The organism is Streptomyces sp. NPDC096040, assembly GCF_040303265.1.
Taxonomy (GTDB): domain Bacteria; phylum Actinomycetota; class Actinomycetes; order Streptomycetales; family Streptomycetaceae; genus Streptomyces.
Map to the genome: position 1 here is coordinate 1 of NZ_JBEOTA010000027.1, position 20899 is coordinate 20899.

Here is a 20899-nt window from a genome sequence, read left to right on the forward strand (position 1 = left end):
TGCGCCCGCGCGCCCCAAGCCCGGCGGCGGGCGGCCCCCCGGGGGGGCGGCGCGGCCTCGCCGTTTCCACCCCGTGACTTCTCCCATAGCGGGTCTTTATGAACGGCCGCCATTCATGCGTGGCCGGACTTTGCGCCGGGCATAGTTAATTATCCGCCGGGCACACCGATAGCGCGCCATCGGAAATTCCGGGCGCGCGCGAAATAGGGGCGACGGAGGCCACTGAAGGGCAACGGAAATACTGCTCCACCGAATAACACCCCTTTGTATACGGCGCCCGTGTTAATGCCGCAGGCCCGACACGTTTACGGGATGTTGCGAAGTCCTCACACCGTTCACCCGGTCCGTGCCGCCGGAAAAGCGCAGCCGGTGGGAGATCGTGGACCGCTCGGTGTGCAGCGCGGTGATCGCCCGCGCGCGCTCGCCGTCGCCGCGCGTCACCGCGTCCACGATGGCACCGTGCTCGGCCCAGGACTCCACGGGGTTGACGGGTGCGTCGACGGCGTACATCCAGGCGATCTTGTGGCGCAGCTGGGTGAGTGTCGAGGTCAGGGCGTGGCTGCCGGTGGCCTGGGCGAGCGTCTCGTGGAACCAACCACCCAGGGAGCGCAGGTCCTCGCTGCCGCCCCTGCGGGCCCGTTCCTGGCCCAGCCTGACGAGTCCGCGCAGCACCTTGAGGTGGGCCTCGGTGCGGCGCTGGGCGGCGCGGGAGGCGCCGAGCGGCTCCAGGAGCAGGCGCATCTCCAGCAGGTCGGCGGCCTCCTGCTCGGTCGGTTCCGCGACGCACGCACCCGCGTGCCGACGCGTCACCACGAAGCCCTCGGCCTCCAGGGTGCGCAGGGCCTCGCGGACGGGGACGCGCGAGACGCCGTAGCGACGGGCCAGGAGTTCCTCGGTGAGCCGGCTGCCGCGCTCGTAGACACCCGCGACGATGTCGTCCCGGATCGCTGTGCATACCGAGTGCGCCGGAATCCGCATGTCCGACCTCCGCCTTAATCCCCGTGAAACGCCGCCGAGTGACGTCCGTTCCGTGACTCTATTGCAATGAGCGGGAATTTCCGACGGCGGCCCGGAATCCATGCATATTTTTTGGACACCGGAGTCACGAAAACGACGAAAGCCCCGACTCCGGGGGCCGGGGCTTCGGGGCTCTCGCCAGGTGACGTCACATGGTCATCGCCGTGGTCGGGTCAGACGTTCAGGCCGTGCTTGCGGAGGTAGGCGACCGGGTCGACGTCCGAGCCGTACTCGGGGGTCGTGCGGGCCTCGAAGTGGAGGTGGGGGCCGGTCGCGTTGCCAGTCGCGCCGGAGAGGCCGATCTGCTGGCCGGGGGTGACCTTCTGGCCCACCGTGACGCCGATGGACGACAGGTGGCCGTACTGGGTGTACATGCCGTCGGCCATCTTGATGACGATCTGGTTGCCGTACGCTCCGCCCCAGCCGGTGGTCACGACCGTGCCGGTGCCGACGGCGTGCACCACCGTGCCGCTGGCTGCGTGGAAGTCGATGCCGGTGTGGGCGCCGGAGGACCACAGGGAGCCGCCGGTCTTGTAGCCGGTGGAGACGTACGAGTCGGAGATCGGCGCGACGAAGGCGTTGAGGCGCTTGCGCTCGGCCTCCCGCGCGGCGCGCACCTTGGCCTCGCGCTCCTTCTTGACCTTCTCCGCAGCCTTCTTGCGCGCGGCCTCCTCGGCCGCCTTGCGCTCGGCGGCGGCCTTCTGCGCGGCGGCCTGGGCGTCGATCTGGTCGGCGACGGAGTCGCTGACCGTGATGACCGGGGTGAGGCCGGTCTGCTCGACGGAGTTCTCGGCGGCGAGCGCCGGGGCGGCCGAGACGGTGCCGATGACACCCGTGGCGGTGAGGGCCGCGATGCCGGCGGCCTGCGCGGTGGTGCGCTTCACCCGGCCGGGACGACGGTGCTTCCCGGAGGCGCACATGAACGCCATGTAGAGGCTGGTCCTTTCCTTCCCTCTCGCCTACCGGGTTAGCTGACGGGTTCGGAGCAGGAAGGTCTCCTACGGGCCCCCTCGCGGCTCGCGTGGGCGCCCGATTCACCCCAGGGACTGCATGGGTCCCCGGCTCCCCTGGCTCGCGCCGTACGGGGACTCGGCGATGGCTGTCCGGTGCCGCGGGCGCGGCGCACTGCCTGACGGACAGCCCGGAAGAACCTACGAGGACGTCCTCACAATGCCCAAACGGATCACGGTTTTTGTCGCGTATCCCACAGGGCAGACAGGCAACCTCCGCCCCAATTCGGACATTGGGCGGCCCTGGTGACGCGACAGTCACCAGGGCCGCTGCACGCGCGCGTGCCGCTCGTCCGGCCGCGCTGCTTGCTTCGCTCTGCCTACTCCGCGGCGACGACCGTGACTTCGCCGATACCGAGGGCCTCCACGGGCTCCTTGATCTGCGCCGCGTCGCCGACGAGAACGGTCACCAGGTGGTCCACCGGGAAGGCGTTCACGACCGCCGCGGTGGCCTCCACAGTGCCGGTGGCGGCCAGTTGCCGGTAGAGCGTGGCCTGGAAGTCGTCGGGCAGATGCTGCTCGACCTGGTCGGCCAGGGTGCCGGCGACGGCCGCCGCCGTCTCGTACTTGAGCGGCGCCACGCCGACCAGGTTCTGCACGGCGACGTCACGCTCGGCGTCCGTGAGGCCCTCGGCGGCGAGGGTGCGCAGCACCGTCCACAGGTCCTGGAGCGCCGGGCCGGTGTTCGGGGTGTCCACGGAGCCGCTGACGGCGAGCATCGAGGCGCCGCTGCCGTCGGGGGCGGACCGCAGGACCTGCCCGAAGGCGCGGACGCCGTAGGTGTAGCCCTTCTCCTCGCGCAGGACGCGGTCCAGGCGGGAGGTGAGGGTGCCGCCCAGGCAGTACGTACCGAGCACCTGGGCGGGCCAGACGCGGTCGTGCCGGTCGGGGCCGACGCGGCCGATGAGCAGCTGCGTCTGGACGGCTCCGGGGCGGTCCACGATGACGACACGGCCGGTGTCGTCGGCGGACACCGGGGGAACGGGCCGGGGCTGGGCGGTGGAGCCGCGCCAGGCGCCCAGGGTCTCGCCCAGCAGCTCGTCCAGGTCGATGCCGGTCAGGTCGCCGACGACGACCACCGTGGCGGTGGCGGGCCGTACATGCCGGTCGTAGAAGGCGCGTACGGAGGCCGCGTCGATCTTCTCGACGGTGTCCTCGGTGCCCTGGCGCGGACGGGACATCCGCGCGGTCGACGGGAACAGCTCCTTGTAGAGCTCCTTGGCGGCCCGGCGGCTGGGGTTGGCCAGCTCGTGCGGGATCTCGTCGAGGCGGTTGCGGACCAGCCGCTCGACCTCGCTGTCGGCGAAGGCCGGCGCCCTGAGCGCGTCGGAGAGCAGTCCGAGCCCCTTGCCCAGGCGGGAGGACGGGACCTCCAGGCTGAGCCGGACACCGGGGTGGTCGGCGTGTGCGTCGAGGGTGGCGCCGGCGCGCTCCAGCTCGGCGGCGTACTCCTCGGCGGAGTGCTTGTCGGTGCCCTCGGAGAAGGCGCGCGCCATGATGGTGGCGACGCCGTCCAGGCCGGCCGGCTCGGCGTCCAGGGGTGCGTCCAGGAGCACCTCCACGGCGACGACCTGCTGGCCGGGGCGGTGGCAGCGCAGCACGGTCAGCCCGTTGTCCAGGGTGCCGCGCTCGGGGGCAGGGAAGGCCCAGGGGCGGGCCTCGCCCGCTTGGGGCCGGGGGTGGAAGTCCATGGTGGCGAGCTCGGTCACTTGGCCGTCTCCTCGTCGTCGTGCTCGGCGGTGGCGGCTTCGACCGTGGCCTCGGCCTCGGGGTCCTCGGGTACGTCGGCGTCCTCGACCGCCTCCGGGGACTTGGGCTCGTAGACGAGCACCGCGCGGTTGTCGGGCCGCAGACGGGCCTTGGCGACCTCCTGGACCTCTTCCGGGGTCACCGCGAGGACGCGCTGGACGGCGGTCAGGGCGAGCTGCGGGTCGCCGAACAGGACGGCGAACCGGCACAGTTCGTCCGCGCGGCCCGCGACCGTGCCCAGCCGGTCCAGCCACTCGCGCTCCAACTGGGCCTGGGCGCGCTCCATCTCCTCGGGCGTGGGGCCCTCCTCGGCGAACCGGGCGAGCTCTTCGTCGATGGCGGTCTCGATGACCGGAACCTCGACGTCACCGGAGGTCTTCACGTCCAGCCAGCCCAGGGATGGCGCGCCGGCGAGCCGCAGCAGGCCGAAGCCGGCGGCGACGGCCGTACGGTCGCGCCGTACGAGCCGGTTGTAGAGGCGGGAGGACTCGCCGCCGCCGAGGACGGTGAGGGCCAGGTCCGCCGCGTCGGACGCGCGCGTGCCGTCCTCCGGGAGCCGGTAGGCGGCCATCAACGCCCGCGCGGGCACCTCCTCCACGACGGCCTCGCGCAGCTGCTCGCCGATGACGTCGGGCAGCGAACCGTCACGCGGAGTGGGCTTGCCGTCGTGTGCCTGGATGGAACCGAAGTACTTCTCGATCCAGGCGAGGGTCTGCTTCGGGTCGATGTCGCCGACGACAGACAGGACCGCGTTGTTGGGCGCGTAGTAGGTACGGAAGAACGCCCGCGCGTCCTCCAGGGTGGCCGCGTCCAGGTCCGCCATCGAGCCGATCGGCGTGTGGTGGTAGGGGTGGCCCTCCGGGTAGGCGAGCGCGGTCAGCTTCTCGAAGGCCGTGCCGTAGGGGACGTTGTCGTAGCGCTGGCGGCGCTCGTTCTTGACGACGTCCCGCTGGTTCTCCATCGACTCGTCGTCCAGGGCGGCCAGCAGGGAGCCCATGCGGTCGGCCTCCAGCCAGAGGGCGAGCTCCAGCTGGTGGGCGGGCATGGTCTCGAAGTAGTTGGTGCGCTCGAAGCTGGTGGTGCCGTTGAGCGAGCCGCCGGCGCCCTGGACGAGCTCGAAGTGGCCGTTGCCCTTCACCTGGGCGGAGCCCTGGAACATCAAGTGCTCGAAAAGGTGAGCCAGGCCGGTACGGCCCTTGACTTCGTGCCGGGAACCGACGTCGTACCAGAGGCAGACCGCCGCGACCGGGGTCAGGTGGTCCTCGGAAAGCACCACGCGCAGACCGTTGGCCAAGCGGTGCTCGGTCGCTGTCAGGCCTCCGGAGCCTGTCTCGGCCGTGGTCGTGTGACCCATGGGCATGTACGTCCCTTCACTCGCGCTCACTCGCGGAAGCGGTCTCGAACCGCGGTTTTTCTGCCAGTCCTGCCACTGTATGCAAGCGGGCGGGGGCCCGGCGAAGTTCCCGCACGACGTACGCCCACAGCGGATCGCGTAGCCTGCGTCCGACCCACTCCCGAGCGCCTCCGAGGCACCGGGGCGGGCCGCGGAGACCGGGTCCTGGCCCGGGTTGTCAGTACCGCGGTCCACAATGGTCCGCGTCAGATCCCGTTCACGCATGAGCAAGGAGCCGGCAGCGATGGCCCGCCGCAGCACGAAGACCCCGCCGCCCGACGACTCGTACGAGGAGAGGATCCTCGACATCGACGTCGTGGACGAGATGCGCGGCTCCTACCTCGAGTACGCGTACTCGGTCATCTACTCGCGCGCCCTGCCGGACGCCCGTGACGGCCTCAAGCCGGTGCACCGCCGGATCGTCTACCAGATGAACGAGATGGGACTGCGCCCCGAGCGCGGCTACGTGAAGTGCGCGCGCGTGGTCGGCGAAGTGATGGGTAAGTTGCACCCGCACGGCGACGCGTCGATCTACGACGCGCTGGTGCGCATGGCCCAGCCGTTCTCGATGCGCGTCCCGCTGGTCGACGGCCACGGCAACTTCGGCTCGCTGGGCAACGACGACCCGCCGGCCGCCATGCGGTACACCGAGTGCCGGATGGCCGAGGCGACCAGCCTGATGACCGAGTCGATCGACGAGGACACGGTCGACTTCGCGCCCAACTACGACGGCCAGGAGCAGGAGCCGGTGGCGCTGCCCGCCGCCTTCCCGAACCTGCTGGTCAACGGCTCGTCGGGCATCGCGGTCGGCATGGCGACGAACATGCCGCCGCACAACCTCGGCGAGGTGATCGCGGCCGCCCGGCACCTGATCCGGTACCCGAACGCGGACCTGGACACGCTGATGAAGCACGTCCCGGGCCCCGACCTGCCGACCGGCGGCCGGATCGTCGGCCTGGAGGGCGTCCGGGACGCGTACGAGACGGGCCGCGGCACCTTCAAGATCCGGGCCACGGTTGCGGTGGAGACGGTCACGGCCCGCCGCAAGGGCCTGGTCATCACCGAACTGCCCTTCACGGTCGGTCCCGAGAAGGTCATCGCCAAGATCAAAGATCTGGTCAACTCGAAGAAGCTGCAGGGCATCGCCGACGTCAAGGACCTCACCGACCGCGCGCACGGGCTGCGCCTGGTCGTCGAGATCAAGAACGGCTTCGTGCCGGAGGCGGTCCTGGAGCAGCTCTACAAGCTGACGCCGATGGAGGAGTCCTTCGGCATCAACAACGTCGCCCTGGTGGACGGCCAGCCGCTCACCCTGGGCCTCAAGGAGCTGCTCGAGGTCTACCTCGACCACCGCTTCAACGTGGTCCGCCGGCGCAGCGAGTTCCGCCGCACCAAGCGCCGCGACCGGCTGCACCTGGTGGAGGGCCTGCTGACGGCCCTGGTCGACATCGACGAGGTCATCCGGCTGATCCGCTCCAGCGACAACAGCGCGCAGGCCAAGGAACGCCTGATGGAGCGCTTCTCGCTGTCGGAGATCCAGACCCAGTACATCCTGGACACGCCGCTCCGCCGGCTGACCAGGTACGACCGCATCGAGCTGGACGCGGAGAAGGACCGGCTCACCACGGAGATCGCCGAGCTGACCCGGATCCTGGAGTCGGACGCGGAGCTGCGCAAGCTGGTCTCGGCCGAACTGGCCGCGGTGGCGAAGAAGTTCGGCACCGAGCGGCGTACGGTGCTGCTGGAGGCCTCGGGCGCCCCGGCGGCCGTGGTGCCGCTCCAGGTGGCCGACGACCCGTGCCGGGTGTTGCTCTCCTCGACGGGCCTGCTGGCGCGCACGACGAACGGCGAGCCGTTCCCCGAGGACACCGACGGCAAGCGGGCCAAGCACGACGTGATCGTCTCGGCGGTCCCGGCGACCGCCCGCGGCGAGGTCGGTGCGGTGACCTCGTCCGGCCGTCTGCTCCGCGTCAACGTGGTCGACCTCCCGCAGCTCCCGGAGACGGCGACCGCCCCGAACCTCGCGGGCGGCGCACCTCTGTCCGAGTTCCTGTCCCTGGAGGACGACGAGTCGGTGGTCTGCCTGACCACGCTGGACGAGTCCTCACCGGGTCTCGCCCTCGGCACCGAGCAGGGCGTGGTCAAGCGCGTGGTCCCGGACTATCCGTCCAACAAGGGCGAGTTGGAGGTCATCACCCTCAAGGAGGGCGACCGGATCGTCGGCGCGATGGAGCTGCGCACCGGCGAGGAGGACCTGATCTTCATCACCGACGACGCACAGCTGCTGCGCTACCAGGCCTCCCAGGTGCGTCCACAGGGCCGTCCGGCGGGCGGTATGACGGGCATCAAGCTCACTGAGGGTGCGAAGGTGATCTCCTTCACGGCGGTGGACCCGGCGGCCGACGCGGTGGTCTTCACGGTGGCCGGCTCGCGCGGCACGCTCGACGACTCGGTGCAGACGACGGCCAAGCTGACCCCGTTCGACCAGTACCCGCGCAAGGGCCGCGCCACCGGCGGTGTGCGCTGCCAGCGGTTCCTGAAGGGCGAGGACTGCCTGGCCTTCGCCTGGGCAGGCCCGGTCCCGGCGAAGGCGGCCCAGAAGAACGGCACACCGGCCGACCTCCCGGAGGTCGACCCGCGCCGGGACGGCTCAGGTGTGTCGCTGCCGAAGACGGTGTCGGTGGTGGCAGGCCCGGTCTAGGCCTCGTAGTCCTCCTGAAGGCTCGGGCCCTCCTCCAGGCGCTGGACGTACCGAAGGACGCCCCACATGCCGTACTCGTCGGCGTGCGGGGCGTCGTTCGTACACGCGTCCAGTTCCTTGGGCAGGGCGGCCACGTCGATGCCGGAGCCGATCAGCACCAGCTGCGTCAGCCGCTCCTCGTCCCGCCCCCAGGGCTCGGGGTAGAACCGCAGAAACCGCCCCACGGCGTGTACGGCGTACCGGTTCCCGGTGTCGTACGGCCCGAAGTCGACGTACCCCTTGATCCGGTAGAGCCCCTCGGGCCGGCTGTCGAGGAAGGCCATGAGCCGACGGGGATCGAGGGGCAGCTCGGAGACGAAGGACAGACTGTCGTACACGGTGTGCAGATGCCCCTCGTGCGCGTCGTCTTCTTCGTGATCATGCAGATCGTCGAAGGACAGCTGCCCGACGCGCTCCTCGCTGGGCCGGCAGTCGAAGAGGAACCCGGGGTCGATACGGCCGTAGGTGGCCGGGACGACGGCGGACCCATGGTCGCTGAGGGACCGGACGAGCACCAGGACACGCTCACCGCCCGGCTCGGCCCGGTCGAGCTTGTTGACGACGACCAGGTCGGCGAGGGCGAGGTGCCGGTCGATCTCCGGGTGCTTCACACGCGTGTCGTCGAACTCGGCGGCGTCGACGACCTCGACGAGGCCGCCGTAGACGATGCCGGGGTGCTCGCTGGCAAGCAGCATCCGGACGAGTTCCTGGGGCTCGGCGAGACCGCTCGCCTCGATGACGATGACGTCGATACCGGTGGCGGGGTTGGCCAGGCGCTCCAGGTACAGGTCGAGTTCGCTCGCGTCGACGGCGCAGCACAGGCAGCCGTTGCCGAGCGAGACGGTCGAGTCGCCGAGGGCGCCGGCCACGGCCATCGCGTCGATCTCGATGGCCCCGAAGTCATTGACGATCGCCCCGATCCGGCTGCCTCCGCTGCGGTGCAGCAGGTGATTGAGGAGCGTGGTCTTCCCGGAGCCCAGAAATCCGGCGAGCACGACGACCGGGATCTGCTGGGGGCTGCGGTGGTGCTCCAACGGGGGCCTCTTTCATGCGGGCGGGGTGCGGGTCGGTCCAGGATAGGAAACGACCTGCCGCCGAAGACCGCGCCCGTCGCCCCAGGCGTGCGACTGAGAAACGACGGTTCGAGACGACACCGAAGAGGCCTACCGAGCCGCAGCCGTCACCCTCGGCTCCGGCCCCACATACCGTGCCACCGGCCGGATGATCTTGGAGTCCGCCGCCTGTTCCAGGATGTTGGCGCTCCAGCCGACCGCGCGGGCCGCCGCGAACGTCGGGGTGAACATCTCCCGGGGCAGGCCGCAGAGTTCCATGACCACGCCCGCGTAGAACTCGACGTTGGTGTGCAGTTCACGGCCGGGCTTCAGTTCGGCGAGGATGCGCTCCACTTGGCGTTCGACCTCTACGGCGAACTCCACCCGGGGGCCGCCGAAGTCCTGCGCGATCTCGCGCAGCATGCGGGAACGCGGGTCCTCCGTACGGTAGACCGCGTGCCCGAAGCCCATCACGCGGTCGCCGGCGAGGACCCGTTCGCGGATCCAGGGGTCGATCCGGTCCGGCGTCCCGATCGCGTCCAGGGTGTCCAGCGCCCGGCTGGGCGCGCCTCCGTGCAGAGGCCCGGACAGCGCGCCGACCGCTCCCACGAGACAGGCCGCGACATCCGCGCCCGTGGACGCGATGACACGGGCGGTGAATGTTGATGCATTGAATCCGTGATCAATAGTTGAGATCAAGTATTGCTCGACCGCACGCGCCCGCCGGGGATCCGGCTCCGACCCCGTCAACATGTACAGGTAGTTGGCCGCGTATGAGAGATCCTCGCGCGGTTCCACCGGGTCGAGCCCCTGCCCGAGCCGGTACAGCGCGGTGAGCAGCGTCGGTACGGCCGCACAGGCGGCGACCGTGTCGGCGCGTCGCCGGTCCGCGTCGATGTCGTACACCGGCCGGAACCCCTGTGCCGCGCCGAGCAGCGAGAGCGCGGTGCGCATCCCGGCCAGCGGTCCGGCTCCGCTGCTCGCCGCGGCCACCGCGGGCAGGGCCGCCCGTACCTCGCCGGGCAGGCGCCGCAGCGCGGCGGTCTCGGCGGCGAAGGCGGTGGCGTGCTCCGCGTCGGGCAGTTCACCGTGGATCAGGAGGTGCCAGACGTCCTCGAAGCCGCGGGTGCGCGCCAGTTCGACGGCCGAGTACTGGCGATAGTGGTAGAAGCCCTCGATCCCCCGGACGTCGCCCACCTCGGTGTCCGTGACGACGACACCGGCGAGCCCGCGCGGCACCTCGACAAGGGCCGAAGCGCTCCTGTTGACGGTCATGACGTCCCTCCGCTTTCCTCTGTGAACTTGATTTGACTGTCCATGCTTGACTCGTTCTCTGTCAATATTGATTCAATCAATTCACATCCGACACGACTACGGTGGCGCCATGCGCGATCAACAACCCGCTCCCGGCAGTCCCGCGCGGCGGCTGAGCACCAAGGAGACCGCCGAGCTGCTCGGGGTGAAGCCCGAGACCGTGTACGCCTACGTGAGCCGCGGTCAGCTCAGCAGCAGGCGCGAACCCGGTGGACGTGCCAGCACCTTCGACGCCCAGGAGGTGGAGGCCCTCGCTCGGCGCAACAGACGGGACGCCGCGGGGACTTCAGGCTCCGGCGGGGATCTGTCGGTGCGCACCCGGATCACCCTGATCGAGAAGGACCGCTACTTCTTCCGGGGTGTCGACGCCACCGAACTCGCCGCGCACCACTCCTACGAGGAGGTGGCCGAGTGGCTGTGGACGGGCCGGATGACCCCGGGCGTGACCCTCACCGCCCCGGAGGCCACCGTCGCCGTCGCCCGCCGGGCCGTCGACGCACTGCCGGAGCACACCTCCCCCACCGACCGGCTGCGGGTCGCCACGATCGCGTCGGCCGCCGAGGATCCGCTGCGTTTCGACCTGTCCGAGGACGCCGTCCTCGGCACCGCGCGCGTGCTGATCCCCACCCTGGTCGCCGCGCTGCCGGTGCAGCGCGAGCGCCGGCACGACGACGGCCCGCTGGCCCACCGCCTGTGGCGCCGGCTGACCGGCATCGACCCCAGCGACGCGGCGCTGCGCGTGCTGGACACGGCGCTCGCCCTGCTCGTCGATCACGACCTGGCCGCCTCCACGCTCGCGGTCCGGGTCGCCGCCTCCGCGCGTGCCCACGCGTACGCGGCCGTGTCGGCCGGGCTCGGCGTCCTCGAAGGCCCCCTGCACGGTGCATCCAGCGGCCTCGCCCACCGGATGCTGCTCGACGTCCTCGACCAGGGCACCGCCGTCCCGGTGATCGCGGACGAACTCCGCGCGGGCCGCCGTATCCCCGGGCTCGGCCACCGGCTCTACCAGGGCGAGGACCCACGCGCGCGTGTCCTGTTCGGCCTCCTGGAGGAGGTTCCCCGCGCGGAGCCCGCCCTGCTCGCGGCCCGGGACATCGTGGCCACGACCGCCCGGTACGCTCCCCTGCACGCCAACGTCGACCTGGCGCTGGCGGTGTTCACGGCCTCCTGCGGCATGCCCGCCACCGCGGGCGAGACGATCTTCGCGATCGCCCGAACGGCGGGATGGATCGCGCACACCCTGGAGGAGTACGGGGAACACCCGCTGCGGATGCGTCCCAGCGGCCACTACGTCGGTCCCAAACCGCCGCAGCCCGTGCCTGAGTAGCCCACCCGAGAAGCGAACGGACCGGGCCGGAAGTGGCCCCGGCCGAAGTCAGGTTAGGCTCACCTCTGTGAGTAGGTGCGCAACCGTCTCCCGAATGCTCGACGAGCCCGTTTCCGGCACCGCCGCCACCGCGACGACGTGGCTGCTGCTGGAGCAGGCCGGCCCGTGGGGTGCCAAGGCGCTCACTTCGAGCCATCTGGACCCCGCGCTGGGCCGCGCCCTGGAGGCAGCCGCCAAGGGGACCGGCGTGCGGATCGCACTCATCCGCCGCGCCGGCCGCCACGCCGACCCCGGCCCACCCGCCGTACGCCAGGTGTACGCGGCCCACACGGTTCCCGGGAACGTCTGGCTGCACAGTGCCACCACCCGCGATCCCGGGCGGCTGCTCGGCCTCGACTTCGCCGCGCTCGGCGCGGGCGACCACCGTTCCTTCGGTGCGGCGCTCGGCGGTCGGCCGCACGCGGGCAGTCCCCTCGCCCTCATCTGCACCAACGGCAAGCGCGACCGCTGCTGCGCCCTGCTGGGCCGCCCGCTCGCCGCCGAGTTGGCCGCCTCCGGCGTGACGGGCACCTGGGAGGTCACCCATCTGGGTGGTCATCGCTTCTCGCCGACGGTGCTCGTCCTGCCGTACGGCTACGCGTACGGCCGCGCCGAGGCCCATGCCGTCAAGGAGGTCGTGCACGGCGCCCAGGAGGGCCGTGTGGTGCTGGAGGGGTGCCGTGGGTGCTCCGCCTGGGAACGGCCCGGCCAGGCGGCCGAGCTGGCCGTGCGCGAGGCGGTGGGCGAGTACGCGGCGGGCGTGCTGAGCGTCGTACGGACCGAGGGCGCGGCCCCGCGCTGGGACGTCACCGTCGCCCACGCCGACGGCCGTCGGTGGCGGGTCGGCGTGGCCCAGGGCGCCTCCGTGCCGCCCCGCGCGGAGAGCTGCGGGGTGTCGGTGCTGGGGTCGCCGGCCCGGATGGACGTGGTGTCGCTGCGGGAACTGCGGACGACGGCTCTGGCGAGCTGACGCGACCCTGAAGCCGGATTTCCCCAAGAAACAGTCAAGAGATCCACGCCACACCCTCTACGGCCAGGCCCGCACGCCCACGTACCGTCGTGGGTATGAGCCCCACTCCCCCCGCCCGCCGCCTGCGCCTCGGCCTGCCCCGACGGGCGTTCTCTCAGGTGCTGCTGATGCAGGTGGCGATCGCCGCGGGGGTCGCGGTGCTCGCGACCGGGCTCTTCCTGGCACCGCTGAGCAAACAACTGGACCAGGAGGCGATGCGCAGGGCGCTGGCGATCGCGCAGACCACGGCGCAGGACCCGCAGATCGCCGAGGGCGTCCTGACCACCGAGCCGAGCACGACCGGACCGGTGCAGCGGGAGGCGGAGCGGATCCGGAAGGCCACCCGTGCCGAGTACATCGTGGTGATGGACCAGCGGGGATTCCGCTGGTCGCACACCACTCTCTCGGAGATCGGCCAGCATGTCTCGACCAGTCCCCGGGATGCGTTGGCCGGCAAGGAAGTCATGCAGATCGACAACGGTACCCTGGGCCGCTCCGCACGCGGCAAGGTGCCGCTGTACGACTCGAAGCACCGGATCATCGGGGCGGTCTCGGTCGGCATCGCGTACGACAGCGTGCGGGCGCGCCTGCTCAGCGCGATCCCCGGGCTGTTCGCGTATGCCGGTGGCGCTCTCGCGGCCGGCGCTCTGGCCGCCTGGCTGATCTCCCGGCGAGTCCAGCGGCAGACCCGTGACCTGGCCTTCTCCGACATCTCGGCGCTGCTCGCGGAGCGCGAGGCCATGTTGCACGGCATCCGGGAAGGCGTGGTCGCCCTCGACCGCGGCGGCCGTATCCGCCTGCTGAACGACGAGGCGGGGCGGCTGCTCGGCATCGGTGACGAGGCCGTCGGCCAGTCTCCGGACGAGGCGCTCGGCGAGGGCCGTACGACCGATGTCCTGGCCGGCCGGGTGGTCGGCACCGATCTGCTCACCGTGCGCGGCCAGCGGGTCCTGGTCGCCAACCGCATGCCCACCGACGACGGCGGCGCCGTCGCCACCCTGCGTGACCGCACCGAGCTGGAGCAGCTCGGCCGCGAACTCGACTCCACACGCGGGCTCATCGACGCCCTGCGCGCCCAGGACCACGAGCACGCAAACCGTATGCACACCCTGCTCGGGCTGCTGGAACTGGAGATGTACGACGACGCCGTGGAGTTCGTCGGCGAGGTGGTGGGCGACCACCGGGTCACCGCCGAGCAGGTCACGGAGAAGATCCAGGACCCGCTGCTGGCCGCCCTGCTGGTCGGCAAGGCCACCGTCGCGGCCGAGCGCGGGGTCGCCCTGTGGGTGTCGGACCGCACCCGGCTGCCGGACCGGCTCATCGACCCCAGGGGTCTGGTCACGGTCGTCGGGAATCTCGTGGACAACGCCCTGGACGCGGTCGCCGGCACTCCGCACGCGCGCGTGGAGGTCGAGTTGTGCGCCGAGGGCCGCGCGATCGTCCTCAGGGTGCGCGACACCGGGCCCGGGATTCCGGCGGAGCAGCGGGAGTTGGTCTTCACCGAGGGGTGGTCCACCAAGAAGCCGCCCGTGCACGGCAAGCGCGGCATCGGGCTCTCGCTGGTGCGCCGGCTCGCCGAACGGCAGGGCGGCCGGGCGACCGTGGGCGAGGCGGACGGCGGGGGCGCGCAGTTCACGGTCGTGCTCCCGGAGGCGCTGACCGAGCCGGAGCCGGAACCGGCGCTCATCTGGGCCGACGAGGAGACGCGATGATCGAGGTCCTGGTCGTGGACGACGACACCCGGGTCGCCCACGTCAACGCCGCCTACGTCGAGAAGGTGCCGGGCTTCCATGTGGCCGGCGAGGCCCACAACGCGGCCGAGGCGCTGCGTCAGGTGGAGGTGCTGCCCCGTCTCGACCTGGTCCTCATGGACCACTATCTGCCCGACGACACCGGCCTCGCGGTGGTCCGGGAGATGCGCCGGCGCGGCCTCCAGACCGACGTGATCATGGTGACGGCGGCCCGGGACGTGTCGACCGTGCAGGCGGCGATGCGTCACGGCGCCCTGCAGTACCTGGTCAAACCGTTCGCGTTCGCGGGACTGCGCGCCAAGCTGGAGGCGTACGCCGAGCTGCGACGCACCCTTGATGGCGGCGGTGAGGCCGAACAGGCCCAGGTGGACCGCATCTTCGGCGCACTGTCCACGACGTCCGAGCCGGACCTGCCCAAAGGGCACTCCCCCACCACCGCCGAGCTGGTGCGCCAGTCCCTGATGAACGCCGAGGGTCCGCTGTCGGCCCAGGAGATCGCCGAGCGGACGGGGGTGAGCCGCCAGACCGCCCAGCGCTATCTGAAGCTCCTGGAGCGCACGGGACGGGCCAGGCTGACCCTCAAATACGGCGACGCGGGCCGCCCGGAACACCGTTACGTGTGGGCGACCCGCGGCTGAACGCCGTCAGCTCCGCCGCTACTTGGCGGCCTCGACGAACTCGGTCGTGTACGTCTTGCTGAGGTCGACATCGGCGTTCTGGATGTTCGTGTTGAACGCCTTGAGCACCTTCTCCACGGTCTCCGGGCCGTTCTTCGGCATCACACCGTCGTCGGTGAACATCGGCAGCGTGCTCTTGATGGACTGCGTGTAGAGAGCCTTGTCGCCCTGCGCGTAGTCGGCGGGCATCTTGGCCGCGATCTCGGCAGCACTGTGCGTGGACATCCACTTGAGCGTCTTGACGAATGCATTGACCAACTTCTGGACGGTGTCCTTGTGACCGTTGACCCAGTCCGTCTGCATGTACAGGCTCGACGACGGGTACGGGCCGCCGAGCGCCTCCTGGGAGCCTTGCGGCGTGCGCATGTCCAGCAGGACCTTGCCCGCCTTCTTGTCCAGGATGGTCGCGACGGTCGGATCCGTCGTCATGCCGCCGTCGATGGAGCCCTGCTGGAGCGCCGAGATGAAGGTCGCACCCGCTCCGACAGCGACCGGCGAGAAGTCGCTGACCTTCACCCCGTTCTTGACGGCGAGGTACTTGGTGAGGAAGTCGGTCGACGACCCGAGGCTGGTGATGCCGAGCTTCTTGCCCTTGAAGTCCTTGGGCGAGGTGATGTCGCCGGCCGCCTTCGTGGAGACGACCTCCACCTCACCGGGCGCCCGCGAGAACTGCACGACGGATTCCACCGCCTTGTGCTTGGTCTGGAGGTCCAGTGTGTGGTCATAGAAGCCGACCGTCCCCTGGACCTGCCCGGCGACGAGCGCGGTCTCGGCCTGGACGCCGGCCGGCTCGGTCAGCAGTTCCACGTCGAGGCCCTCGGCGTCGAAGTAGCCGAGCCGCTGGGTGAGCATGGCGGGCATGTAGATGACCTTGTCCAGGCCGCCGACCATGATCTTGACCTTCGTACCCTTGCCGTCACCCTTGCTGCCGGAGCCGGTGGAGGCGGTGCTCGCCGCGTCGTTGGCGCAGGCGGTGAGCGAGGAGAGGGCGAGCAGGCCGGCGGCGGCCAGGGTGGTGTATCTGGCGGACTTGCGCATGACGGTTCACGTCCTTGTGAGAGGGCGGTGCGGGGTGAGGAGAAGGCGGGCCGGTCAGCTGTCGGAGTCCGACGGCTTCCAGCGGAAGATGCGTCGCTCGGCGAAGGTGAGCAGCCCTTCGGCGGCGAGCGCGACGACGGCGAGGATGACCATGGCGGCGTAGACACCGGCCGCGTTGAAGGTGCCCTGCGACTGCGCGACGAGCAGGCCGATGCCCTTGGTGGCACCGATGTACTCGCCGACGATGGCACCGATCAGGGCGAAGCCGAAGCTCACATGAAGGCTGGTGAAGATCCAGGAGGTGGCGGACGGGATGACGACCTGGAGGGTCACCCTGCGGTCGCTGGCGCCGAGGATGCGGGCGTTGGCGACCAGGTTGCGGTCGACCTCACGCGCGCCCTGGAAGGCGTTGAAGAACACCGGGAAGAACACCAGTACGACGGCGGACGCGACCTTGGAAGAGGCACCGAGCCCGAACCAGATCACGAAGATCGGGGCGAGCACGATCCTGGGAATCGAGTTGAGCACCTTGATGTATGGACCAAGGACATCGGCGAGGAAGGTGATCCGCCCCAGGGCGATACCGCAGACCACACCGGCGATGACACCGATGACCCAGCCGAGCAATGCCTCGTAGAGCGTGTACCAGATCTGTTCGCCCAGGGAGCCGAGGGCGGTGCCGTGGGTCACCCAGGTCCAGATCTGGTCCCAGATCTTCGACGGCATGGAGAAGTTGAACGGGTCGATGACCTCGGCCCGGGAGAGGACCTCCCAGAGACCGAGCACGGCCACCAGAAGCAGTACGCGCACGGCGAGGACGATCGCCTTGCGTCTGCGGGCGGCCTGGGCGCGCGACCGGGCGCGGTCCGGGGTCTGCTTGACGGTGTCGACGACCGGTGTGCTGAGCACCTCAGGCGACATGAGCGGCACCCCTCTCGCGGGTGATGCGGACCTCTTCGCCGAGGGACTCCCAGATCTCGCGGTAGATCTCGATGAACCGCGGCTCCAGACGCACCGACTCGACCTTGCGGGGGCGGGGCAGGTCGATGTCGAAGACCCGCTTGACGGTCGCGGGCCCGGCGGTCATGACGACGACCTTGTCGGCCAGCGCGATGGACTCCTCCAGGTCGTGGGTGACGAAGACGACCGAGGCGCCCGTGCCCTCCCACAGTTCCAGCAGTTCGTCCGACATCAGGGCCCGGGTCTGGACGTCGAGCGCCGAGAACGGCTCGTCCATGAGCAGGATCTCGGGGTCGTTGACGAAGGTGGCGGCGAGCGCCACACGCTTGCGCTGGCCGCCGGAGAGTTGATGCGGATAACGGTCCTCGAAGGCGGCGAGACCGACCCGGGCCAGCCATGCGCGGGCCTTCTCCCTGGCCTCCGCCTTGGGCACGCCCCGGAAGCGGGGGCCTGCCATCACATTGGACAGCACGGTCCGCCAGGGGAAGGTGGCGTCCTGCTGGAAGACGAAGCCGACCTTGTCGCCGACACCGGCCACCGGCTCACCGGCCACCAGCACATCGCCCTCGCTGGGCTCCTCCAACCCGCTGACCAGCGTCAGCGTGGTGGACTTGCCACAACCCGTCGGCCCTACGACGGCCACGAACTCGCCGCGCCCCACGGTGAGGTCGAGGCCGCGAACGGCCGTGTGCAGACCCCCCGACGGGGTCTTGAAGATCTTGCTCGCGCCCCGCAGTTCGATGGCGGGGCTGGTCTCTGCGCTCATGGGCCGGGACGGTATGTGTGGCCCGGACCACAGCAGCAGTCTTCTGGGCACAAGCCGTTCTTTTGCTCGCAAGCACCTGTTGTGCTCGTTTTGCTCGCGCTACAACTGCGCAGACGAAACACGGGCTTAACGCTCGCCGGCCTTGAAGGAGAGGCCTGATGATTGACGTCCTGGTGGTCGACGACGACTTCCGCGTCGCCGAGATAAACGCCAAGTACGTGGGGAAGGTTCCCGGCTTCCGGGTGGCCGCCCGCGCGCACAGCGCCGCCCAGGCCCTGGCCATCGTGGAACGCGGCACCATCGACCTGGTCCTGCTGGACCACTATCTGCCGGACCGGACCGGCCTCGAACTCGTCCACCGGATGCGGGAACAAGGCCATGGGACCGACGTCATCATGATCACGGCCGCCAGCGACGTGGCCACGGTCCAGAAGGCGATGCGCCTGGGCGCCCTGCACTACCTGGTCAAGCCGTTCACCTTCGCCGCCCTGCGCACCCGCCTCGACTCCTACGCGGCCCTGCGCCGCACCGTCGACCGGGTCGGCGGCCGGGGTCTGACCGGGCAGGAGCAGGTCGACCGGATCTTCGGCGCGCTGCGCACCTCACCTGCGCCGTCCGCGCCCGGGCTGCCCAGCGGCCACTCCGAACCCACCACCGACCTCATCTGCGCCGTCCTGCACGGTGCCAACCACCCGCTCTCCGCACACGAGGTCGCCGCCGAGACCGGCCTCAGCCGCTCCACCGCCCAGCGCTATCTCCGCCATCTGGAACAGGCGGGCCGACTCCGTCTCTCCTTGAAGTACGGCGACACGGGCCGCCCGGAGCACCGGTACGCCTGGGTGGCGCCGTAGCGGCTCCCAACGGGTCAGACGGCCCCCGCCCCGGTCAGCGACCGCACCTCGGTCTCCGCGTGCTTGGCCTCGTCCGGCACCTCCTCCGAGGTGACCGTGCCGAGCCACCCGGCGAGGAAGCCGAGCGGGATGGAGACGATCCCCGGGTTCTGCAACGGGAAGTACTGGAAGTCGACGCCCGGGAACAGCGCTCCCGGGCTCCCCGACACCACCGGAGACAGCACGACCAGCCCCAGGGCCGGGACGAGCCCGCCGTATACGGCCCACACCGCGCCGCGGGTCGTGAAATCCCGCCAGAACAGCGAGTACAGCAGTGCGGGCAGGTTCGCCGAGGCTGCCACCGCGAAGGCCAGCCCCACCAGGAAGGCGACGTTCATGTCGCGGGCCAGCAGGCCGAGGGCGATCGCCACCATCCCGATGCCGACCGCGGCCGTGCGCGCCACCGCCACCTCGCTGCGCTGCTTGGCGTGCGGCCTGCGCAGCGAGGCATACAGGTCATGGGCGACGGAAGCCGAGGAGGCCAGGGTGATCCCGGCGACCACCGCGAGGATCGTCGCGAAGGCGACGGCCGCGACCACCGCGAACAGAACCGTTCCGCCTGTGGAGCCCGCGCCACCGCCCAGGTCGAGCGCCAGCAGCGGAACGGCTGTGTTCCCCGACGCGTTCGACGCGCGCACCGCGTCCGGTCCCACGAGGGCCGCCGCCCCGAAGCCGAGCACGATCGTCATTAGGTAGAAGCCGCCGATCAGCCCGATCGACCAGACCGCCGAACGCCGGGCCGCCCGAGCCGTGGGCACCGTGTAGAAGCGGGACAGGATGTGCGGCAGCCCCGCCGTGCCCAGCACCAGCGCCAGCCCCAGGCTGATGAAGTCCAGCCGGGCGCTCCAGCTGCCGCCGTACTTGAGGCCTGGCGCCAGGAACGCCTGCCCGTGTCCACTGCGGTCGGCGGCCGTGAGCAGCAGGCGGTCGATGTCGCCGTGGAACCGCAACAGCACGAGCACGGTCAGCACCACCGTCCCGCTGAGCAGCAGGACCGCCTTGACGATCTGGATCCAGGTGGTCGCCCGCATCCCTCCCAACGACACATAGATCACCATCAGCGCGCCGACCCCGATGACCGTCCACGCCTGCGCGGCCTGGCTCGTCCGCCCCAGCAGCAGCGCCACCAGACTGCCCGCCCCGACCATTTGCGCCACCAAATAGAGAACGGAGACGGTGATCGAGGAAGTTCCCGCCGCGATCCGCACCGGCCGCTCCCGCATCCGTGCCGCGATCACATCGGCGAGCGTGAACCGCCCGCAGTTGCGCACCAGTTCTGCCACCAGGAACAGCACGACCAGCCACGCGACCAGAAAGCCCACCACGTACAGCAGCCCGTCATAGCCGAAGAGCGCGATGAGCCCGGTCACGCCGAGGAAGGAGGCCGCCGACATGTAGTCGCCCGCGATGGCAAAACCATTCTCCATCGGGGAGAAGAGCCGCCCGCCGGCATAGAACTCCTCCGCCGAACCGTGCCGCCTCCGGCTCACCCACGTCGTGATCCCGAGCGTCACCGCGACAAACGCGCTGAACAGCAGCAAGGCCAGCGTCTGATGATGCCCCGTCATGACTCACCACCCCTGGCCCCCCGAGTCAGCTCCTGGGTGTCCCAGCGCAGCTCCAACGCGGCGCGGTCCCTGCGCAACCGTGCATGCCGGGCGTAGGCCCAGGTGAGCAGGAACGTGGTCAGGAACTGCCCGAGGCCCGCGACCATCGCCACGTTCACCGCCCCCGCGACGGGCCTGGCCATCAGCCCCGGCGCGGTCGTCGCGGTCACCACATATCCGACGTACCAGGTGAGGAAGACGGTGACGCCCGGCACCACGAACCTCCGGTAGCGGCTGCGCACCTCCTGGAAGGCCGCGCTGCGCTGCACCTCCAGATACACGTCACGGGCGCGAACGGCCGCCCCCTCCCGCTCCGTCCGCGCGGCCGGTACGGCGGGAGCCGGTACCCCGGTGCCGTCCAGCTCGCCCCAGCCGGAGGCCAGTGCGTCGTACCAGGGGTCCTCATACCTGACTTCTCGGGAGGCCGTGCCGTACTCGCCCTGGTCCTCGTGCTTCTCGGCCGAACTCTCGGGACCGCCCCCGCCGTCGCGGTGACGCCCGTTGCTTGACTGCATGCCCAAGGATGGACAGACCGGGAAGATCCCCGACACTTCTTCCCC

General features: G+C 70.5%; 17 protein-coding genes and 1 riboswitch. Of the genes, 6 read left to right on the plus strand and 11 right to left on the minus strand.

From position 1 onward, the window contains the following. Positions 1–282: 282 nt before the first annotated feature. The 4 genes from ABTY98_RS31370 to ABTY98_RS31385 form a co-directional block, all read right to left on the minus strand. A complete protein-coding gene (locus ABTY98_RS31370; RefSeq protein WP_352224433.1) occupies positions 283–978 on the minus strand; it encodes a GntR family transcriptional regulator in 696 nt (231 codons plus the stop codon). A gap of 212 nt (positions 979–1190) precedes the next feature. Further along, positions 1191–1946 (minus strand): M23 family metallopeptidase, encoded by a 756-nt coding sequence (locus tag ABTY98_RS31375; protein WP_352224434.1) that lies wholly within the window; start codon positions 1944–1946, stop codon positions 1191–1193. A 12-nt stretch (positions 1947–1958) separates the two neighbouring features. Further along, positions 1959–2122, minus strand: a riboswitch (cyclic di-AMP (ydaO/yuaA leader). Positions 2123–2347: 225 nt separating this feature from the next. Beyond that, entirely contained in the window at positions 2348–3736 is a 1389-nt protein-coding gene (locus ABTY98_RS31380) for a M16 family metallopeptidase (RefSeq protein WP_352224435.1), read from the minus strand. After that, entirely contained in the window at positions 3733–5136 is a 1404-nt protein-coding gene (locus ABTY98_RS31385) for a M16 family metallopeptidase (protein WP_352224436.1), read from the minus strand. The genes ABTY98_RS31380 and ABTY98_RS31385 overlap by 4 nt, the downstream gene beginning before the upstream one ends. A gap of 277 nt (positions 5137–5413) precedes the next feature. On the opposite strand from ABTY98_RS31385, the gene ABTY98_RS31390 reads away from it, so the two are divergent. Further along, on the plus strand, positions 5414–7870 hold the full coding sequence (locus ABTY98_RS31390; protein ID WP_352224529.1) for a DNA gyrase/topoisomerase IV subunit A: 2457 nt from the start codon (positions 5414–5416) through the stop codon (positions 7868–7870). Here the strand turns inward: ABTY98_RS31390 and ABTY98_RS31395 are convergent. After that, complete coding sequence (locus tag ABTY98_RS31395) at positions 7867–8943, minus strand: CobW family GTP-binding protein (RefSeq protein WP_352224437.1); 1077 nt, start codon at positions 8941–8943, stop codon at positions 7867–7869. The genes ABTY98_RS31390 and ABTY98_RS31395 overlap by 4 nt on opposite strands. A gap of 129 nt (positions 8944–9072) precedes the next feature. Next, on the minus strand, positions 9073–10236 hold the full coding sequence (locus tag ABTY98_RS31400) for a citrate synthase (RefSeq protein ID WP_352224438.1): 1164 nt from the start codon (positions 10234–10236) through the stop codon (positions 9073–9075). A 109-nt stretch (positions 10237–10345) separates the two neighbouring features. Between ABTY98_RS31400 and ABTY98_RS31405 the strand changes: the two genes are divergently transcribed. The 4 genes from ABTY98_RS31405 (at position 10346) to ABTY98_RS31420 (ending at position 15039) form a co-directional block, all read left to right on the plus strand. Then, on the plus strand, positions 10346–11602 hold the full coding sequence (locus ABTY98_RS31405) for a citrate/2-methylcitrate synthase (protein ID WP_352224439.1): 1257 nt from the start codon (positions 10346–10348) through the stop codon (positions 11600–11602). A gap of 67 nt (positions 11603–11669) precedes the next feature. Further along, complete coding sequence (locus ABTY98_RS31410) at positions 11670–12611, plus strand: ferredoxin family protein (RefSeq protein ID WP_352224440.1); 942 nt, start codon at positions 11670–11672, stop codon at positions 12609–12611. A 95-nt stretch (positions 12612–12706) separates the two neighbouring features. Continuing rightward, the gene (locus ABTY98_RS31415; RefSeq protein ID WP_352224441.1) at positions 12707–14362 is read left to right on the plus strand and encodes an ATP-binding protein; all 1656 of its coding nucleotides are present in this window, start codon (positions 12707–12709) and stop codon (positions 14360–14362) included. Then, entirely contained in the window at positions 14359–15039 is a 681-nt protein-coding gene (locus ABTY98_RS31420; protein WP_352224442.1) for a response regulator, read from the plus strand. The genes ABTY98_RS31415 and ABTY98_RS31420 overlap by 4 nt, the downstream gene beginning before the upstream one ends. A gap of 18 nt (positions 15040–15057) precedes the next feature. Here ABTY98_RS31420 and ABTY98_RS31425 read toward each other — a convergent pair whose 3' ends face one another. The 3 genes from ABTY98_RS31425 to ABTY98_RS31435 are packed head-to-tail and all read right to left on the minus strand — an operon-like array spanning position 15058 to position 17842. Next, complete coding sequence (locus ABTY98_RS31425) at positions 15058–16116, minus strand: ABC transporter substrate-binding protein (protein WP_352224443.1); 1059 nt, start codon at positions 16114–16116, stop codon at positions 15058–15060. Positions 16117–16170: 54 nt separating this feature from the next. Then, positions 16171–17037, minus strand: a complete 867-nt coding sequence (locus tag ABTY98_RS31430; protein WP_352224444.1) for an ABC transporter permease — start codon at positions 17035–17037, stop codon at positions 16171–16173. After that, on the minus strand, positions 17027–17842 hold the full coding sequence (locus tag ABTY98_RS31435; protein WP_352224445.1) for an ABC transporter ATP-binding protein: 816 nt from the start codon (positions 17840–17842) through the stop codon (positions 17027–17029). The genes ABTY98_RS31430 and ABTY98_RS31435 overlap by 11 nt, the downstream gene beginning before the upstream one ends. 158 nt (positions 17843–18000) lie before the next feature. Here ABTY98_RS31435 and ABTY98_RS31440 point away from each other — a divergent pair, with 158 nt between their 5' ends. Further along, positions 18001–18693 (plus strand): response regulator, encoded by a 693-nt coding sequence (locus ABTY98_RS31440; RefSeq protein ID WP_352224446.1) that lies wholly within the window; start codon positions 18001–18003, stop codon positions 18691–18693. 14 nt (positions 18694–18707) lie between these two features. Here ABTY98_RS31440 and ABTY98_RS31445 read toward each other — a convergent pair whose 3' ends face one another. Then, positions 18708–20300, minus strand: a complete 1593-nt coding sequence (locus tag ABTY98_RS31445; protein WP_352224447.1) for a monocarboxylic acid transporter — start codon at positions 20298–20300, stop codon at positions 18708–18710. Then, complete coding sequence (locus tag ABTY98_RS31450) at positions 20297–20854, minus strand: DUF485 domain-containing protein (protein ID WP_352224448.1); 558 nt, start codon at positions 20852–20854, stop codon at positions 20297–20299. Before ABTY98_RS31450 ends, ABTY98_RS31445 begins: the two co-directional genes overlap by 4 nt. Between the last annotated feature and the right edge of the window lie 45 nt (positions 20855–20899).

What these genes read in the sequence shown, in the direction of transcription:
- ABTY98_RS31370 (WP_352224433.1), bottom strand. Translation starts at nt 978, where the DNA reads ATGCGGATTCCGGCGCACTCGGTATGCACAGCGATCCGGGACGACATC.
- ABTY98_RS31375 (WP_352224434.1), bottom strand. Translation starts at nt 1,946, where the DNA reads ATGGCGTTCATGTGCGCCTCCGGGAAGCACCGTCGTCCCGGCCGGGTG.
- ABTY98_RS31385 (WP_352224436.1), bottom strand. Translation starts at nt 5,136, where the DNA reads ATGCCCATGGGTCACACGACCACGGCCGAGACAGGCTCCGGAGGCCTG.
- ABTY98_RS31390 (WP_352224529.1), top strand. Translation starts at nt 5,414, where the DNA reads ATGGCCCGCCGCAGCACGAAGACCCCGCCGCCCGACGACTCGTACGAG.
- ABTY98_RS31400 (WP_352224438.1), bottom strand. Translation starts at nt 10,236, where the DNA reads ATGACCGTCAACAGGAGCGCTTCGGCCCTTGTCGAGGTGCCGCGCGGG.
- ABTY98_RS31405 (WP_352224439.1), top strand. Translation starts at nt 10,346, where the DNA reads ATGCGCGATCAACAACCCGCTCCCGGCAGTCCCGCGCGGCGGCTGAGC.
- ABTY98_RS31415 (WP_352224441.1), top strand. Translation starts at nt 12,707, where the DNA reads ATGAGCCCCACTCCCCCCGCCCGCCGCCTGCGCCTCGGCCTGCCCCGA.
- ABTY98_RS31420 (WP_352224442.1), top strand. Translation starts at nt 14,359, where the DNA reads ATGATCGAGGTCCTGGTCGTGGACGACGACACCCGGGTCGCCCACGTC.
- ABTY98_RS31425 (WP_352224443.1), bottom strand. Translation starts at nt 16,116, where the DNA reads ATGCGCAAGTCCGCCAGATACACCACCCTGGCCGCCGCCGGCCTGCTC.
- ABTY98_RS31430 (WP_352224444.1), bottom strand. Translation starts at nt 17,037, where the DNA reads ATGTCGCCTGAGGTGCTCAGCACACCGGTCGTCGACACCGTCAAGCAG.
- ABTY98_RS31435 (WP_352224445.1), bottom strand. Translation starts at nt 17,842, where the DNA reads ATGAGCGCAGAGACCAGCCCCGCCATCGAACTGCGGGGCGCGAGCAAG.
- ABTY98_RS31440 (WP_352224446.1), top strand. Translation starts at nt 18,001, where the DNA reads ATGATTGACGTCCTGGTGGTCGACGACGACTTCCGCGTCGCCGAGATA.
- ABTY98_RS31445 (WP_352224447.1), bottom strand. Translation starts at nt 20,300, where the DNA reads ATGACGGGGCATCATCAGACGCTGGCCTTGCTGCTGTTCAGCGCGTTT.
- ABTY98_RS31450 (WP_352224448.1), bottom strand. Translation starts at nt 20,854, where the DNA reads ATGCAGTCAAGCAACGGGCGTCACCGCGACGGCGGGGGCGGTCCCGAG.